The sequence below is a fragment of the Zongyangia hominis genome, assembly GCF_014385095.1.
Taxonomy (GTDB): Bacteria; Bacillota; Clostridia; order Oscillospirales; family Ruminococcaceae; genus Zongyangia; species Zongyangia hominis.
The window spans coordinates 27,852-45,466 of record NZ_JACRTC010000001.1 but is presented as its reverse complement, the minus strand read 5'-3'; the positions used below and the strand labels follow the sequence as shown (position 1 = coordinate 45,466).

Sequence of the window (17,615 nt, the reverse complement as noted above, 5' to 3'; positions counted from 1 at the left end):
GCTAGATCGCGCCTCTATGGTCAATGGGCCCCCTTATGGGGTTTCCCCTTTCTTTCCATAGCGTCTTCCCGAATAGGTGCGGATAGCGCCGACAATTTCGAGCTCGGTCAGCGCGCAGAGCACTTCGGATATTCTCATTTCCAGCGCCCCGGCGATCTCATCCATGTGCATGGGCGCTTCCCCCAGCAGACGAAAGACCTCCAGCGCCGGCTGCGACACCTTGGGTTCCGGTGGCGCCGTCAAAGCTACCGGCGCAGGCGGCGCCTGCTTGTCCTGGGGTAGCCCGGCTTTCCCCGTCAAGTCCTCCGTAGGCCGGGGCGGCGCCGTCCCGGATTCCCCGTTGGGCAGATTTGCCGGTGTCTCCGCTTCCTCCGCGGGTGGGAGAGGCCGTCCGGCCCTTCGCTCTTTGTTTTTGAGCCGCTCCCGGCGCAGCACATCCTCATAGGGGAAGCGGTAGGTGTCCACCACGTCGGACGGCTCGGTGGCTGGGGTACAGCCATCCCGGAGCATCCTGAGATTACCCGCCACGGTGGGGTCGTAGAGATTCCCCGGCACCACGAATAAATCCTTGCCCTGCTCGAGGGCATAGTCGGCCGTGATGAGCGAACCGCTGTGGCCCGGGGCCTGAATCACCAGCGCACCCAGGCCGAGGCCCGCCAAAATCCGGTTGCGGACGGGGAAATGTCCCTTCCTCACCCCGGTGCCCGGCGGGTATTCACTGATGAGACAGCCGTATTTGGCCACCAGATGGCGCATCTTCTCGTTTTCTACCGGGTAGTTGACATCGATGCCGCAACCAGTGACGCCGATGACATAGCCGCCCTGTTTGAGCGCCGCCTTCATGGCCGTGATATCCACGCCCACCGCCATACCGCTGACCACGCCGATGCCCGCTTGGGCCAGGGCCGTGCCGAACTCGACGGCGGCTTTTCTGCCGTACTCTGTCATCTTTCTCGTACCCACCACCGTGATGATGGGAATTTCGTCCAGCCCCGCCAGGGCTCCACGGTAATAGAGTACGGCGGGAGGCGCGTAAATATACCGCAGCCGATCCGGATAATCGGGATGGTCACAGCCAATAGCCGTGCACCCCGCCTTTTGACAGCGCTCAAGGATGGGGTCGGAAACGGAAAGAGGCGTTTTGGCGCATTTTGAGAGCTGGGCATGGGTGAGCGTAGGCAGACCAGCGAGTCCCACCTCCGGGTCACACGCGTGCACCGCCTCGTAAAAGGCTTTCGGGTCGCCGTAGGCCTCCAAAATATCGGAAATAAGACCGCTGCCCTGGGAAAGGCAGCTTTGCAGCCATATCCAATAGGAAACAGGAACCATGTTCTTCCCTCCCCGCGCCGTCACACAAGCGCAATTTTATCGGGTCATCTCCCACAGCGCCACCGCGGCGGCCACCGCGGCGTTGAGGGACTCGGCGCGCCCCTTCATGGGGATGCGCACGGTTTGGTCGCACGCCGCCAGCAGATCGGGCGGCAGGCCGCTGCCCTCGTTGCCGATGAGGGTCATGGCCCCGCGGGAAAAATCAAGGCCGGTGATGGGGACGCTTCGGTCGGTAAGCGCCGCGCCGTAAACCGCCACCCCCGCTTCCCTCATCCGCGCAATCACGCTAAAAAGATCGCCGGTCACCGCGATGGGCAGGCGAAAGGCGCTGCCCATGGTGGAGCGCAGCACCTTGGGGCTGTAAATATCGGGGCAGTCTCCTGTGAGGATGAGCCCGTCGACGCCGAAGGCCTCGGCGGTGCGCACAATGGTGCCGATATTGCCCGGGTCCTGGAGGGAGCACAGCGCCAGGTACTTCCCGTCACTGTTTATTGTAGCAAGGGTTTTTTCATTGTCAAGCAGGGCGCACAAACAAAATACGCCCTGGGGCGAGGGGGTGTCGGAGATTTTTCTGGCCGCCGCCGGGGAAATTTCCGCCGCACCCTTGCTTTGGCTTATGAGGAAATTGATGTCTTCCGGGTACTTTTCCGCGGCCTCCCGTGTAAAAAAGGCCTGTTCGATCACGACGCCCGAAAGGGCCGCTTCCCGGCACAGCCGGACGCCCTCCGCCACAAAAAGCCCCTGTTCCCGGCGAGCGCTTTTCTTCTGCATCAGCCGGCACAGGCGCTTGATTACAGGGTTGTCCCTGCTTTCGAGCACTTGCATGAGCCCAACCTCCCTTTGCGGCCGGATATGAAAAAATATGCCCGGGTCATCCGACGCGGGCATATTTCTAAACTCTTAGAGAGCCGCTTTTGCTTTTTCAACCAGCGCGGTAAACGCGGCCGGATCGCTGATGGCGATTTCGGAGAGCATTTTGCGGTTGAGGTTAATCTCCGCCTTTTTCAGTCCGTTCATGAAGGTGGAGTAGTTGACGCCGTTGAGGCGGCAGGCCGCGGAAATGCGGGTGATCCACAGGCTTCTGAAGTTGCGTTTTTTCTGTTTGCGGCCGATGTAGGCATAGTTGCCGGATTTCATGACCGCTTGTTTGGCGGTTTTAAAGAGTTTGCTCTTGGCTCCATAGTAGCCCTTGGCAAGTTTGAGTACTTTTTTTCTTCTCTTGCGGGTCATCATTGCACCTTTAATACGTGCCATAGTTTCGTTACCTCCAATAGTAAAGCGCAGGATGCCGGTTTCGACAATCCGCTTTTGTTTTTAATTCCCAGTATTTTTGGTGTTCGGTCCTTATTTATAAGGAACCAGCAGCTTGATCTGCTTCATATTGGTCTTGTCGGCATAGGTAGCTTTCCGCAGACCTCTTTTGCGTTTGGTGGATTTCTTGTTGAGAATGTGGGATTTAAAAGCATGGGCGCGTTTCACTTTACCGTTTTTGGTCAGTTTGAAGCGTTTTTTCGCACCGGTATGTGTTTTAATCTTAGGCATTTTATAGTTCCTCCTAAAAAATCACTTTGTGGGCTTGGACGAAACAAACATTGTCATGCTGCGTCCCTCTATTTTCGGCATTTTTTCAACGTTTCCGTACTCGCTACAAGCATCTGCAAAGCGCTGCATGATCCCTGTGCCCAGATGGGCGTGGGCCATCTCGCGTCCGCGGAACCGGATCGAAACTTTGACCTTGTTGCCGGCTTGCAGGAATTTAATCGCATGATTCACTTTTGTGTTAAAATCGTTGGTATCGATGTTCAAGGAAAGGCGCACCTCTTTGATGTCGATGACCTTTTGATTTTTCTTCGCTTCCTTATCACGCTTGGACTGTTCAAAACGGAATTTCCCATAGTCCATGATGCGGCAAACAGGCGGTTTCGCCTGGGGAGCAATTTTGACAAGGTCCAGGTTTTTTTCCATAGCGATGCGCTGCGCCTCTCTGCCGGGAAGGATTCCCAGCTGGCTGCCGTCAGCGTCGACCACTCTTACCTCTTTGTCTCTGATCTCCTCATTGATCTGCAGTTCCTTGTTGCTAATTGTAAAGCACCTCCAAAGCCCAAAATAAATACAAAGCGTGGACGGCAAACCATCCACGCTCAATACACATCTTTCCAGACGGCCTAAATTGCCCGCCTGCTGTCGTATTGACCTGATGCACACTTCCTCCCGCATGGAAGAAGGCGAAAAGGTGAGAACGGTTTACTAGTTCTTCTTTGTTGTCTTATCTATCTTATCAAATCACAGGGCCCATGTCAACACGTTTCCCCCTGTTTTTTGCGTGAAATCACGCTTTTTTGCCGGGTTTACCGGCTCGATAACGGTATTTCCCGGTTCAGGTGGAAGGAATAGATCACCTTTTCCTTCACCTTACATCCCAGCCGCTGCCGGGCGATCTGCTCGTAGAGGGAGAGCTGGCCTTCATAGCGCTCGCAGAGCTCCTCCGGGGCCTGCACCCGGTCGGTCTTGTAGTCGACGATGACGACCTCGTCCCCCTCGTAAAACAGGCAGTCCATGACGCCCTGGATGGCGATGGGCTCCTCGTCCTCTTCACCCCCAGCCACCTGGGCGGACACCTCCCCGAGAAAGCGGTATTCCCGCATGAGCCGCGGAGACGCGAGCATTCGCTTCCCGATGCCGCTTGCAAAAAAGCGCCGGACCTTCTCCGGGTCCACCCATTTTGCCTCCTGCTCGGAAATAAACTGCAGCCGAGTCAGCCGCTCGATCTCCTCTTCCGGAGCCTGGGAAGCCCTCAAAAAGTCGGCAAACTGCATGAACTTGTGGATGGCGTTGCCCCGCTGGGCCGGGGAGAGCTCGTCGTGGCGCAGGAAGGAGGGCCGGCGCAAAAACCGGTGGCCCGGGCCCTCCCGCACCACCTGGGACACCGAGAGCTTGGAGGGGATGACGGAAGCCCGCTCGTAGGGGTAGACAAAGTCCACCCGGCTGATGAGGGCCGCGGTGAGGGCCGGGTCGGCGCACGCCTTTCGCTCCACCGGCGCGGGAGGCTTTTCCTCCCCCGGTGCGGCGGCCTCGATCTCCACCCGCCACCGGCTCTCGCTGCCGTCGATGACGGCGCTCATTCCCGAGGGCAGCCCCGCCAGCAGCCGCAGCTTTCCGGCGTCGGGGTGACGCAGGGCCGCCAGCAAGACCCACTCGGCATAGGAGGCCGCCCCCATGACGGCGTGGGCGGGCAGGGCCGCGCCCTCCTCGATAGCCGCCCCCAGACGGCGCAGGGTCCGCTCGGGTTCGGAAAGCCCCGCCGTCAGGACGAGGCGCTCTTTGGCTCTGGTCAGCGCCACATAGAGCACCCGCATCTCCTCCGAGAGCTGGGCGCGGGAAGTCTCCAGCTTAAGCGCCTCGTGGGGGACGGTGGTAAACTGCTTGAGGGTGGAAAGGTCCCGCCGCACACAGGAAAAGCCCAGTTGGGAATGGGTGAGGGCGGAGCTTCGCAGGTCGGATTTATTGAACTGCCGGGCGGTGTCGCACAAAAAGACCACCGGAAATTCCAGCCCCTTGGACTTGTGGATGCTCATTATCCGCACCGTCTCCCCGCCGTCCCCCGAGCTCTGGGCCCCGGGCAGATCGCTCCCCTCTTCGATGAGCCGGTCCATCAGCCGCAAAAAGGCACCCAGTCCCTGGTAACCCCCTGCCTCGTACTGGCGACAGTAACTGATAAAAAGATGGAGGTTGTCCCGGCGCTTGCGTGGGCTGGGATAGGCCATTACCTTGGAGATGAGCCCCGTCCGGTCATAGATCTTTTGGACCAGGCGGTAAAGGGGAGTCGACACGCCGAAGGAGCGCAGCTCCTCAATGAGCGCCACCGCCTCCCGGCAGCTATTGTCCCCCGCCTCCACCCCGGCCCGCAGGGCCATATAATAGGAGGCGTTTTTCTCATAGCAGCGGATACGGGCCAGGTCCCCGGCGGTCATCATGAAGGCCGGGGACAATAGCGCCCCCGCCAGCGCCACGTCGTTGTGGGGGTTGTCGATGACCCGCAGCACCGACAGGATGCAGGCGATCTCCTTGGAGGCAAAAAAGCCGCCGCCCGTGTCGCACCCGGCCCCCACCCCGGCCCGGAGGAGGGCGTCCCGGTAGATTTCCGCCCGCTCCTTGGGGGAGCGCAGCAGGATGCAGAAATCGGAGGGCTTGCAGGGCCGGGGGACGCCCTTTTCTTCGACGAGCACCCCGTCCCGAATCATGGCGGCGATGCGCCCGGCCACTTGCTCGGCCTCGGTGAGCAGCCGCTCCTCCCCATTTATACAGGCGGAGAGGTCGAAGACATGCAGTTCCACCTGGGCTTCGTCGGGCAGGACGAAGGAGGCCCCGGGGGTCAGGGCGTCCTCCCCGCCGTAGTCAAGCTCCCCCACCCGCTCGCTCATGAGCTGGGTAAAGAGGAAGTTGACCCCGTCGGTGACGCCCTTGCGGCTGCGGAAGTTGTGCTGCAAGATGATTTTGGCCGGGCGCTCCCCCTGGGAGATGTCGGCGTATTGGTTCTTGCGCCGCAAAAAGAGCTCCGGCATGGCCTGGCGGAAGCGGTAGATGCTCTGCTTGACGTCCCCCACCATAAAGAGGTTTGTCTCCTCCCGGGAGAGGTAGCGGAAGATCATGTCCTGGATGCCGCTGGTGTCCTGGTATTCGTCCACCAGGATTTCGTCGAAGGCTTCCGAAAGCTCTTTGGCCGTATCGGTCCTTTGAAAGCCGTCGGGAGTCCGCTCCGTCAGCAGGCGCAGGGTCATCTGCTCGATGTCGGAAAAGTCGATGAGGTTTCTTTGGAGCTTGCGCTCAGAAAAACGCCTGCCAAAGTCTTTGACGAGGGCAAACAAAAGCCGCACATGGGGCGCAAGCTCCCTTAAGTCCTCCTGAAACTCCTTTTCGCTGGCGCAAAACTGCTTTTGCAGCAGGGTGGAAATGTCCTCCTTGACCGACTTGCGCACCCCTTGGACCCAGTCCTTGCAGGCGGCGTCCTCAAAGCCGCGGAGTTGTCCCAGCTTCTGGAACTTCACATTGGAAAGGGCGGCGATGATCTCGTCCCAGGCGGCCGTTTCCATCGTCTTTTCCAGTTCTTCCAGCTGTGCCGCGTCGCTTAAAAAGGCCGGGAGATAGGCCTTTTCCATGGCTTCGATCCCCGCCATCCTCTCGATGGCCCGGCGGGTGAGCCGTCCGCACCGCTCCACCGTCTCCTTGGCGTGGGAGAGGATAATTTTACCCCACACGCTGTCCGACGCCGCCGGGGCGTCCTCGTAGTAGCGGAGCTTTTCATCCAGCCAGTCCTCATAAAAGGGATGGGAAATGACGAAGTTGTAAAGCCGGCCCACAATCTCCTGGAGGCGGCTGTCGTTTTTGGTGGAGGAAAAGAGTTCCACCAAGTCGTAAAACGGCTGGCCCTCTTCCTCGTAGTACCGTTCCATCACATCGGAGAGGGCGTCGGCCCGCAGGGCCGTCAGCTCGTACTCGTCGGCGATGCGAAAATCGGCGGGCAGGTCGAGGCGCATGAAGTTCTGGCGGATGAGCTCCAGACAGAAGGCGTGGACCGTGCTGATGTGGGCCCCAGACAGGAGCGTCTGCTGGCGCAAAAGGAGGGGATTGGTCCCGTCGAGAGCCAGCAGCTCGCTGATTCTCGCGCCGATGCGGGCGCGCATCTCGGCCGCCGCGGCGTTCGAAAAAGTGACCACCAGTAGCCGGTCCACATCTACCGGGTGTTCCGAATCGGTGATTTTTTCGATAATGCGCTGGACTAAGACCGCCGTCTTCCCGCTGCCTGCGGCGGCGGAAACGAGGAGGGGTCCGCCCCCGGCTGTGATGGCCAGGTGCTGCATGGGCGTCCAATTGACTGCCACGAGTTACTCCCCCTCCCCATAGCGCTCGTCGAGAGCGCTGTAAAACTGATCTTTGTCCACGGCGGCGAGGCTGCGTCTGCCGTCCTCTCGCTCGTGCTTGCAAACCGCCTGATAGTCGCAGAATGCGCAGGCGTTTAGCCCGTTGTCCTCGGTGGGGCTCGCCTGAATCTTGCCGCCCCGCAGGGCGTCGGCCATGGCGGTGATCTGGTCGTCCACATACCGGCTGAGCTTGCCAAAGCGAGCCAAGCTCGCCAGAGAGGACGCCTTGTCAAAGGAGCCGTCCTTCTTTTTCTTGGCCGGGATGAACACCCCGCGGACGTCCTCCTCCATGGCCTCGACCACCGCTTCATCCTCTAAAATGAGCCCGTTCATCTTCATGGTCTTCTGGTGCTCGGCCTCCATCTCCTCGTCCGAGACGTGGCGGTCGGCGGCGATGATCTCGCTTTTGGCGGGCAGGTAGAGGACCCCGGCGGGATAGCAGTCTTTATATTTCCCCGCCCCGTTTTCCCAGAGGGAGAAGAGGTAGATGAGCATCTGCATGTTGAGGCCATGGGCCACGTCGGACAGGGAAAACTGCTTGACCCCCGACTTATAGTCCACCACCCGCACATACTTTCTCCCCCGGATGTCCGCGATGTCCACCCGGTCCACCACCCCTTCCACCAGCACCCGCTCGCCGGTCTTGGAGACGAGCTCGACGGGCTTGTTCTCGCTGTGCTCGCTGATGGGCAGCTCAAAATCCGCCGGTTCAAACGCGCTCTGGGCAAACTCCCGGGAAAGCTGCCTGAGCAGGCGCACCAGGGTGTCGGAGAGGCGCAGGAAGAGGTACTGCATCCGCTTGGGGATTTCCTCCCCGAACACGGTGTGCAGATATTCTCGCAAAAGCCCCTCCGACTCCTCCCTGAGCTGCGCGCGGCTTAAGTTTTTGAGTCCCCTGGCCCCGTGGGCCGACACCATCTGTTCGAGGACGTAGTGGATGAGCGTCCCCGACTGGACCGGGGAAAATTCCGCCCGCTTTTTGGGCTCCAGGCGGAGCATGTCCCTACAAAAGTACTGGAAGGGACAGCGGTAAAACCGCTCGAGCCGCGACGGGCTCAGCCGCAGGCGATGTCCCAGCAGCTTTCGGGCGGTCTCCTCATCCTCCAACAGATAGGGCCGGTTTTCGGCGATGGCAAAGAGGTTCTGGACCTGGAGCGGCTCCCTTCGCTCCACCACCTGGGCCAAAGAGGCGGTCAGGGCCGTGTCCTCTCTCAGGTGTTCGGCCAGGGTGTCCATGGCCGACGCCTCGTTTTCCACCAGCATCTCGGGGGAAAGGGTGCCCACCTCCACCGGGCGCAGCCCCTCCACCATGGCGCAGAGCTGGCTGACAAAGGGCGCCGGGAAAAGGGGCTTGCCGTCGGTGTCCTGGGTGGGATAGGTGACCATCAGCTTGTGGGAGGGAGACGTCACCGCCGTATAAATATAAGTAAACTCTTTATAAAACCGGTCCTCCAAGGTCTCGAAGACCTGCTCGCCCAGACGGTTGATTTTAAGGCGCTCGGACTGGGAAATAAGGCTCTGGGGCGGGACGGACAGCGGAAAGCTCCCCTCGTTGGCGCCGAGAATCACCGTCACCTTGGGCCCGCTTGGCCGTATGCGGTCGGCGGCCCCCACCGTCACCTGGTCGAGGGTCTGGGGGATATGCCCCAGGTCGCTGTCGGCTACCGCCAGGCTGAGCAACTCCCCGAGGCGTTTGAGCCCCAGCGTCCGCCGGCCCAGCACCGCTGAAAACTGCTCGAGCAGCCCCATGAGCAGGTCCCAACAGGCGTAGAGCTCGTCGGCCCGGGCCTTTTCCCCCGCCCGCTCATATTGGGCGGAAAGATTCTCGATTCTGCCGGGCACGCCCGTCTGCTCCAGATAATCGAAGATGGCCCGGGCAAAGCGCTCGCCGTCGAGGCTTCCCCGCACCTGGTCTTTGAAGGCGGCGAGGGGTTCCATCACCGCCTGCCGCCATGCTTCCAGCTCTTCCAGGCGCGCCTTGTCTTCCTCCTCCATCCGGGTTTTCATCCCGGCGGGGTTTTGCTGGAAGGGCCGGGTCCAACCCGCCCGGTCGACGCCCCACAGCCCGCAGTAGCCCTCTAGCAGATAGATGGCGTCGGGATCGAGGTCCAAAAGGCCCGTCTTTAAGTGGCGCAGGATGTCCTCGGTAGAAAAATTGCTCCGTGCGACGTCCACTAAGGAGGTGACCAGGGTCATGAGGGGCATGTGCTGGACCTCAATCCTCTCGTCCATAAAGCAGGGGATGCCGTACCGCGCGAAGACGTCCTCCAAGGCGGTTTGGTAGTCCTCCACGCTCCGGGCGATGACCACCATGTCCCGGTAGCGCAGCCCCTCCTCCCGGACCATCCGGCGGATGGAGGCTGCCACAAAGCGCACCTCCTCGTACCGGCTCCCGGCCTGGGCCACCAAAACCGAGCCGTCGTTGATTTTTGTCTTCCCACATGCGGCGTAGGGAATCTGTCCGGCCACATGGGAGAGGGTCGCCGCCTGGAAGCGGTATGGCTCGGTGAGAAGGACGGGCGGGGCGGCGGCCGCTCCGTTTTCCCGGGCGATGCGCAGAAGCTTCCGCGCGGTATCCCGGCCCACGTCAAAGGCCCGGGCCTGGGACGCCCCCAGCCCGTCGCAGCACAGGGAGACGTAGACCTCCTCCGCCTCTTGCAGCGCGCAGGCAATGAGGAGGAGCTCCGCCTTGGGGAAGGAGAAAAAGCCGTCGAGCATGACGACGGCACCGGCAAAAAAGCCGGTGTCCCGCACCAGCGCCAGGGCCCGCATCAGATCGTCCCGGGCGTCGTGGCGCCCCTTTTGAAGCATGGCCTCATAAGTGCTGTAAATGAGGGAAAGGTCCCCCAGCTTTTCCCCGATGGGACCGTCGGAAAGTTCCTCCGAAAGGGATGCCACCGTCTCGGGGGAAAGGGCGGAGTTTTTAAATTCGTCGAGCATGGCGAGGGCCTTGGAGGCAAACGGGACGCTTTTGGCGTGCCGGTCATAGACCGAAAGAGTCTCCCCCACCTCGTCGAGGACCATGCTCATGAGCATGGTCCGTCCGCTGTCGCTGAGGGTATCCCCCGAAAGCCCGCCAAACTCCCGGAAGATGAGGTTAGATAGCCGGGAGAAGCTGACGGCCTCCACCTTTTCCCCGCCGCCGGACAAAAAGGCGCTCACCGCCTTTTCCGTCTCGAAGGAATACTGCTCGGGGACGATCAGAAAGACCCGTTTTCCCCCGCGGGAAAATTCTTCGGCCTTGTGGAGCAGGAAGCTGGTCTTGCCCGTACCCGACGGGCCCATAATGAGATACAGCACAAGTGGCGCCTCCTTTCTATCGTAATCTTTTTTCATTTTATCATATCCGTCCCCCAAAGGAAAGCGGACGCCCCAACCAAAAATTCCCTCTGCCCTTTCGAGCAGAGGGGATTTTATCAGAGAGATGATGCGCTCCTTATGCTTCCATACCCGCTTTGATGGCCCGCATGTTGGGCTCGAGCAGGTGCTGTTTTCTCGGGGGCACGCATTTGGCCAGAGCCTTTTCCACCGCTTCCATCGAGGCAAAGCCGGTCTCTTTGAGGAGCTTGCCTAAAAGGATGATGTTGGCAAGGCCCTGCAGCTGCAGGTCGTTTGCCATCTGGGTGGCCGGGACATAAAAGGCTTTGATGTCGTCCCGGTCAGTCTTTTTGTCCACCAGGGTGCTGTCGACGACAGCAACGCCGCCGGGGACCACCGCGCCGATGAACTTGTCGTAGGACTGGATGTTCATGGCGATGAGCGCGTCGGGGGTGAGCACCAGCGGGGAGCCGATGGGCTCATCCGAGATGCACACGCTGCAGTTGGCCGTACCGCCGCGCATTTCCGGGCCGTAAGAGGGCAGCCAGGAAACTTCCTTTTCTTCCATCAGACCGCTGTAAGCGCAGACCTTGCCCGTGAACAGAATGCCCTGTCCGCCGAAGCCTGCAAAAACCATGTTGATTCCTGCCATTATTTTTTTACCCCCTCTTCCACGTCTTTGTAGACGCCCAGCGGATAGTAGGGCATCATGTTATCACGCAGCCACTGCAGGGCCTCCACCGGGGTCAGACCCCAGTTGGTCGGGCAGGTGGAAAGCACCTCGACAATGGAAAAGCCCTTGCCGTCCAGCTGATTCTGGAACGCTTTTTTGATGGCTTTCTTCGCCTCGTTGATGTGGGGGACGGTGTCCACCGCCACCCGCTGCGCCAGCGCCACGCCGGAGAGGGTGGAGAGCATCTCGCACACTCTCACCGGATAACCGGCGGTGTTGGTGTCGCGGCCATAGGGGGTCGTCTGGGTGACCTGGCCGGGCAGGGTGGTGGGCGCCATCTGGCCGCCGGTCATGCCGTAAATGGCGTTATTGACGAAGATGACGGTGATGTTCTCGCCTCTGGTGGCGGAGTGGACCGTCTCGGCGGTGCCGATGGCGGCCAGGTCGCCGTCGCCCTGGTAGGTGAAGACCACGTTGTCGGGCAGCGCACGCTTGACGCCGGTGGCCACCGCGGGCGCACGGCCGTGGGCCGCCTCAATCATATCACAGTTAAAATAATCGTATGCCATGACCGAGCAGCCCACCGGGCAGACGCCGACGGTCTTGCCTTCGATTCCCAGTTCATCCATGACCTCAGCCACCAGCCGGTGGATGATGCCGTGGGTACAACCCGGGCAATAATGGAAGGTGATATCTGCAAGTGCATGGGGCTTTTCAAAAACGACTGCCATTATTTTACACCCCCTGAAATTTCTTCGATTTGTCCCAGAACCTCGGCCGGGGACGGGATGATGCCGCCGGTACGGCCATAGAAGTAGACCGGACGGGCGCCATTCACTGCCAAGCGGACGTCGTCCACCATCTGGCCCATGCTCATCTCCACGGTGAGGAACGCCTTAGCGGTCTTGCAGGCGGCCTGGATGTTCTTCTCCGGGAAGGGCCACAGGGTGATGGGACGGATGAGGCCGGCCTTGATGCCCTTTTCGCGGGCGGAGTTGACCGCACTTCTGGAGATACGGGAGGAAGCGCCATAGGCCACCAACACGATATCCGCATCTTCCGTCAGGTATTCCTCTGCCAGGACCTCGTTTTGTTTGACAAGATCATATCTGGCAAAGCGCTCTTTGACCTTATCCTCCAGCTGCTGCGGCTGCAGGAAGAGGGAGTTGACGATATTGTGTTTACGCTCGCCCTTGTGGCCGTTGGTGGCCCAGGGCTTTTCCACCTTGTGGACTTCCCGCTCGGGAAATTCCACCGGCTCCATCATCTGGCCCAGCATGCCGTCGGCCAGAATCATGGACGGCATCCGGTATTCGTCGGCCTTGTCGAAGGCGCGGAAGACGATGTCCACCATCTCCTGGACGGTGGAGGGGGCGAAGACGATGGCGTGAAGGTCGCCGTGGCCCGGCGCTCTGGTGGCCTGCCAATAGTCGGCCTGGGAGGGCTGGATGCCGCCGAGGCCCGGGCCGCCGCGCTGTACGTTGACGATGACGCAGGGCAGGTCGGAGCCCGCTATGTAGGAAATGCCTTCACATTTGAGGGAAATGCCCGGGGAGGAGGAGCTGGTCATGGCGCGCACGCCGGCGCTGGCCGCTCCCAGCACCATGTTGATGGCGGCGATTTCGCTCTCCGCCTGGAGGAAGGTGCCGCCCACCTTGGGCATGACCTTCGAAAGATATGCAGACAACTCGGTCTGCGGGGTGATCGGGTAACCGAAGAAATGACGGCAGCCCGCACGCAACGCGGCTTCGCCCAGCGCTTCGTTTCCCTTCATGAGTACTCTCTCTGCCAATGTCGTTCCCTACCTTTCCACTACGATGGCAACGTCCGGACACATGGTCGCACACATCGCGCATCCAATACATTTTTCCAAATCAATGCAAACCGCCGGGTGGTAACCCTTGGCGTTGAGCTTATCCTTGGATAGGATAATAATTTTTTTGGGGCAGGCGGTGGTGCATAGACCACAGCCCTTACACTTGTTTTCATTGACGGTAATCTTCGCCATATTCGCTCACATTCCTCTCTATGAAAGATCTGATAATATATGTAAGCGGCCCCAGACCGCCCTTATATTCTCGTTAAAATTGCGCTAAAAATTTTGCCATGGCGTTTTGACATAGATGTCCACCGGGAAAAGCTCCCGCCCTTTGGCGTCAATTTTTGGAAGTAAATCCCGCCGCACCGCAGTGTACAAAATGGGAAGCCCTGTCTTTTGGGCGATGGCGTCGGCGTAAGCGAAGGAATTTTCCACAATCTCCGGCGTCGTCTCCTCGGAAAGATGGGTGTTGTTGACAAGACCCGTACCCTTTAGCCGGGAAGCCATTTCGATTTCACGAAGCACCTGCACCGTGTCGTCCGCTTCCTGGGTCAGATACCGACTGCGGTTGATGACATAGAGGATTTCGTAGTCCCCGCGGTCCTTGATCTTCTGGGAGTATCGTCCGAGCACCGCGGCGCCCGCGTCGTCCCCGCCGATATCCAGGATAATATGGGTGTCCTTTAGTTCCAGCAGCGCGTCGATCTCCGCCGTTACCGAGGGAATATCCAAATTGGTATTGGCAAAGGGAGGCGTCACCACTCGGATGCCTTTTTGCGTCAGCATATCGGTAAAATCCGCCGACCGGAAGTAGGGATTGACAATGTCCATATCCGCCAGCGCCACCTGATTGCCCTGCTTTTGCAGTTCGAGGGCCAGGTTCACGGCAAAATTGGTCTTGCCGCTGCCGTAATGTCCGACAATGATGTGGAGTTGTTTTTCGTTATTTGACAAACTCTCACCTCAGTTCTTCATTGACCCGGCGTTCTGTGCCGGGTATAATGCATATTATATCACTTTTGGCCCGCTCTCACAACGGACGCTTTACCAGTATACAACAGAAAAATCGAGTAATTTTTCACATTTTTTTGTGGCACTTTAATAAAATAAACTATAAAAGGGCGGCTCCCCAACAAGGAGCCGCCCGCAAAATCAAGGAATTTAGTTGGCATTTTTGAGCTTCAGGCGCAGTTTATCCGAAATCATAGCGATAAATTCGGAGTTGGTGGGCTTGCCTCTGCCGTTGTGGATGGTATAGCCGAAATAAGCGTTGAGGGTATCCACATCGCCCCGGTCCCAAGCCACTTCAATGGCGTGACGGATGGCGCGCTCCACCCGGGAAGAGGTGGTGTCGAATTTCTTAGCTACCGTGGGATACAGCTGTTTGGTCACGGAGTTGATGATATCCGGATTCTGAACCGCCAGCATGATGGACTCACGCAAATAATGGTAGCCTTTGATGTGAGCGGGCACGCCGATCTGATGGATGATTTCGGTGACCATAACTTCCAGGTCCGGCTCCTTGCGCAGCGGCGCGCGGGTAGCAATCGCCGGGGCCTCCAATCCACCGGCAAACCCGATGATTTGGTTGATCCGCTCGGCCATCATCGCCACATCGAAGGGCTTGAGGAAATAGTAGGCCGCGCCCGCCTGCATGATCCGGCGCTCAAAGTCGGCGTTATCAAAGCTGCTCATGATCATGAAAACGGGGCGTTTTCCCAAGGGAAGCTCCGCCGCCGCTCCCATGACGCCAAGAGCGTCGAGCCTTGGCATGAAAAGATCCATCAAGACTACGTCGGGCTCCACTAAGGTAATCTTATCCAACAGCTTTTGTCCATCCTTGGCTGAGGTATGCAGCTCAAATCCATACTTGGCAAATTCTTCACTACAAAGGTCGATGAATTCCTTGCTGTCGTCCGCGATTAAAATTTTCAATTTACTCTGCATTGTCATATCTCCCCTTTTTATTTACCAGTTTTTTCCATGAGCCTAGATTACCATATAATTCCAGATTTTGCAAGGGTTTTTCACAAAATGACTACCAAATATTTCTAATTTTATCTTTATTATAAATTTAAAGTGGGATAAAGTCAATTCTTACGCAGCATTTGATACAGAATTTTCAACATTTTTAGCGCTGGACAGCATGTTTTCAGCAAATATTGCATATCCTTTTGTCGGATCGTTGACAAAGACGTGGGTGACAGCGCCGATGAGCTTGCCGTCCTGGACCAGTGGGCTGCCGCTCATACCCTGGACGATACCGCCGGCTTTTGACAAAAGCTGAGGATCGGTAATTTTAACGATCATATTTTTGGTGGGAGTCCCATCGTTATAGTTGACCTTTTCAATCATGACTTCGTATTCCTGGGCCGTCTGGCCGTCCAGGGTGGTGATCACCTTGGCCTTGCCCTCCTTGATCTCCTGCTTAAACGCCACCGGCATCGCCTTGCCTTGGATGGGCCCCGCGTTTTCAATGGTGCCATAGACGCCCGTCTCCCCGTTGGCGCAAAGGGTGCCCATGTGCTGGCTTTCCACAAAACCGCCCTTCAGTTCGCCCGGCGTTCCTGCTTCTCCCTTTTTGACCCCGGTGATGGTCACGCCCACAATATCGCCGGAGGAAAGGGGCATGAGCTTGCCGGTGTCTACGTCGCAGATGGCGTGGCCAAGGCCGCCGAAGACGCCGGCCGCCGGGTCGTAGAAGGTCATGGTGCCGATGCCCGCGGTGGAATCACGGACCCAGATGCCCGCCTTGTATCCCTTGTCCTCGTCGGAGAGGGCGGGGCTCAAGTCGGTATAGAGGGTCTGGCCGTTGCGCTTGTAAGTGACCGAGACGCTCTCCCCGGCGCTGCCGGAGACGATCTTGCCCACATCCTCGTTGGTATAGACCCGGGCGCCGTTCATCTTGACGATGACGTCCCCGACCTTGATACCCGCGTTTTTGGCGGGGTTCACTGCACTTCCGTCGCACATGACGTCGCTGGCACCGATGACCAGCACCCCGTCGGTAAACATCTTAATACCGAAGGGCGTTCCGCATACCACCACTTCGGACTGATCCACCACATTGACCTGCACCTGTTTGACAGGGATCAGACCAAAAAGGCGCAGCTCCATGCGGTAGCTGGCGTTTTCACTGGCACTGGCCTGGGATGTATTCCCTCTGGCGGCGCCGGTGGAGACCGGCTCCACGCAGTATTTGGAATCTATGTGTAAGGATTGTCCTTTGGATACATAAAATTGATCTGGCAATGCATACTTACTATAAAACGTCATCGCCACAAGGGCCGTGGCCATGACCGCTGATAAAACAAAAATAAATTTTGATAGTTTTTTTATCAACTTTGACACCTCCCGTAAAAGTATTCGTCGATGGAAGACCGACGATATTACTTTGTCCAGATGTCATTTTTATATAGCAGGCAAATTCCCCTTGTTTTAGTTTTAAAAGGTGATATGATTAAAATCATAGCAAATCGTCGTAAATTTGCTAAAATATCGCCCAGCATGACAGCATGGAACCGGGAGGGAAGGACAGATGAAGGTAGCCATAGTCGGGTCCCGCAGCCTCAATACGCTCGGCATTGAGGAGATTTTGCCCTATGTGCCCCAAGGCGCGTCGGAGATTATCAGCGGCGGCGCCAAGGGCGTGGACACCCTCGGTCAAAAGCTGGCGCAGGAGTTGGGTCTCAAGTTCACCTGCTTTGCCCCTGACTACGAGCGCTACGGCAAACGGGCGCCCATTGTGCGCAATGAGCAGATTGTGGACTATGCCGACTATGTGCTGGCCTTTTGGGACGCCAAGTCCCCAGGGACACGCAGCACCATTTTATGTTGCATCAAAAAGCACCGGCTGTTCCGGGTTGTACCTATATAATAGGAAAAAGCGGAAGGAGGAAAATCCTTCCGCTTTTTTATTTTTTTACAATTGTGACCTTACACCGGTGAGACCGGCGGCCCTACCCCTCGTGCGTGCTTTGAGGCGGCGTGACCGCCGCGACTGTCCTGCATCCTCGCCGGTAGGCGTGCGCTCATGCCGCGCGGGCACAAGCGCCGTCGGGGACGGCGGCCCTGCGCTCATGCCGCGCGGGCACATCCTTTTCTCTCAAGAAAAGGATGCAAAAGTGATCGAAGGGGACACCCCTTCGAAAACCCCGCTTGTGCGGCCGCATGGCAACCCATCAGCATGGGCGGCAGCCGCCCACGATCCCCGGCGGGCAATTGTGCTGGTAGTCTCGTACGCCGCGGGGCGTGAGCCCCTTTCGAGCGGCGAGCGAGCCACTGGTACCGATACTCCGCAAACATTTCGCGTGGAGAGAGGCCGTCACTTAACTAGGGCCTAGTGCGCGATCCTTGGGGGGATTATCGAAAGGGGGGTACCCCCTCTTTCGGTGCCCTTTGCATCCTTTCCGGCAAGGGAAAGGATGTGCCTGCGCGGCATGAGCGCAAAGCCCAAGCACCGTTGGCACCATTGTCAAGCCTTGGCAGAAGCCGCGATGACGCCGCCGTAAAGCACGAGCGGCAAACAAGAAAAGAGACGGGAAAATCCCGTCTCTTT

The 17,615-nt window shown here is 58.6% G+C and carries 15 protein-coding genes; 1 reads left to right on the top strand and 14 read right to left on the bottom strand.

Going from position 1 to position 17,615, the window contains the following annotated elements; genetic code table 11:
- Positions 1–33: 33 nt before the first annotated feature.
- The 14 genes from dprA to spoIVB all read right to left on the bottom strand — a co-directional run bounded on the left by dprA (position 34) and on the right by spoIVB (position 16,408).
- On the bottom strand, positions 34–1,329 hold the full coding sequence (gene dprA, locus H8709_RS00205; RefSeq protein ID WP_262396360.1) for a DNA-processing protein DprA: 1,296 nt from the start codon (positions 1,327–1,329) through the stop codon (positions 34–36).
- A 36-nt stretch (positions 1,330–1,365) separates the two neighbouring features.
- Positions 1,366–2,154, bottom strand: a complete 789-nt coding sequence (locus H8709_RS00200; RefSeq protein WP_262396359.1) for a TrmH family RNA methyltransferase — start codon at positions 2,152–2,154, stop codon at positions 1,366–1,368.
- A gap of 75 nt (positions 2,155–2,229) precedes the next feature.
- Positions 2,230–2,583 (bottom strand): 50S ribosomal protein L20, encoded by a 354-nt coding sequence (gene rplT, locus H8709_RS00195; protein WP_262396358.1) that lies wholly within the window; start codon positions 2,581–2,583, stop codon positions 2,230–2,232.
- Between the two features lie 90 nt (positions 2,584–2,673).
- The gene (rpmI, locus tag H8709_RS00190) at positions 2,674–2,871 is read right to left on the bottom strand and encodes a 50S ribosomal protein L35 (protein ID WP_191481655.1); all 198 of its coding nucleotides are present in this window, start codon (positions 2,869–2,871) and stop codon (positions 2,674–2,676) included.
- Between the two features lie 21 nt (positions 2,872–2,892).
- Positions 2,893–3,546, bottom strand: a complete 654-nt coding sequence (gene infC / locus H8709_RS00185; RefSeq protein WP_262396357.1) for a translation initiation factor IF-3 — start codon at positions 3,544–3,546, stop codon at positions 2,893–2,895.
- A gap of 131 nt (positions 3,547–3,677) precedes the next feature.
- Positions 3,678–7,208, bottom strand: coding sequence for a helicase-exonuclease AddAB subunit AddA (gene addA / locus H8709_RS00180; protein WP_262396356.1), 3,531 nt, complete (start codon positions 7,206–7,208; stop codon positions 3,678–3,680).
- A 3-nt stretch (positions 7,209–7,211) separates the two neighbouring features.
- The gene (locus H8709_RS00175; RefSeq protein ID WP_262396355.1) at positions 7,212–10,547 is read right to left on the bottom strand and encodes a PD-(D/E)XK nuclease family protein; all 3,336 of its coding nucleotides are present in this window, start codon (positions 10,545–10,547) and stop codon (positions 7,212–7,214) included.
- 136 nt (positions 10,548–10,683) lie between these two features.
- Positions 10,684–11,217: a 2-oxoacid:acceptor oxidoreductase family protein gene (locus H8709_RS00170; protein ID WP_262396354.1), complete on the bottom strand. Its 534-nt coding sequence runs from the start codon at positions 11,215–11,217 to the stop codon at positions 10,684–10,686.
- Positions 11,217–11,969, bottom strand: coding sequence for a thiamine pyrophosphate-dependent enzyme (locus tag H8709_RS00165; RefSeq protein ID WP_262396353.1), 753 nt, complete (start codon positions 11,967–11,969; stop codon positions 11,217–11,219). The genes H8709_RS00170 and H8709_RS00165 overlap by 1 nt, the downstream gene beginning before the upstream one ends.
- Complete coding sequence (locus H8709_RS00160) at positions 11,969–13,030, bottom strand: 3-methyl-2-oxobutanoate dehydrogenase subunit VorB (protein ID WP_316248730.1); 1,062 nt, start codon at positions 13,028–13,030, stop codon at positions 11,969–11,971. The genes H8709_RS00165 and H8709_RS00160 overlap by 1 nt, the downstream gene beginning before the upstream one ends.
- A gap of 9 nt (positions 13,031–13,039) precedes the next feature.
- Positions 13,040–13,246 (bottom strand): indolepyruvate ferredoxin oxidoreductase subunit alpha, encoded by a 207-nt coding sequence (locus tag H8709_RS00155; protein WP_262396352.1) that lies wholly within the window; start codon positions 13,244–13,246, stop codon positions 13,040–13,042.
- 84 nt (positions 13,247–13,330) lie between these two features.
- Positions 13,331–14,011, bottom strand: coding sequence for a P-loop NTPase (locus tag H8709_RS00150; RefSeq protein ID WP_262396351.1), 681 nt, complete (start codon positions 14,009–14,011; stop codon positions 13,331–13,333).
- A gap of 207 nt (positions 14,012–14,218) precedes the next feature.
- Positions 14,219–14,992, bottom strand: a complete 774-nt coding sequence (spo0A, locus tag H8709_RS00145) for a sporulation transcription factor Spo0A (protein ID WP_316248729.1) — start codon at positions 14,990–14,992, stop codon at positions 14,219–14,221.
- Between the two features lie 162 nt (positions 14,993–15,154).
- Entirely contained in the window at positions 15,155–16,408 is a 1,254-nt protein-coding gene (spoIVB, locus tag H8709_RS00140) for a SpoIVB peptidase (protein ID WP_262396349.1), read from the bottom strand.
- A gap of 187 nt (positions 16,409–16,595) precedes the next feature.
- Here spoIVB and H8709_RS00135 point away from each other — a divergent pair, with 187 nt between their 5' ends.
- Positions 16,596–16,934 (top strand): DUF2493 domain-containing protein, encoded by a 339-nt coding sequence (locus H8709_RS00135; RefSeq protein ID WP_262396348.1) that lies wholly within the window; start codon positions 16,596–16,598, stop codon positions 16,932–16,934.
- Positions 16,935–17,615: the final 681 nt, after the last annotated feature.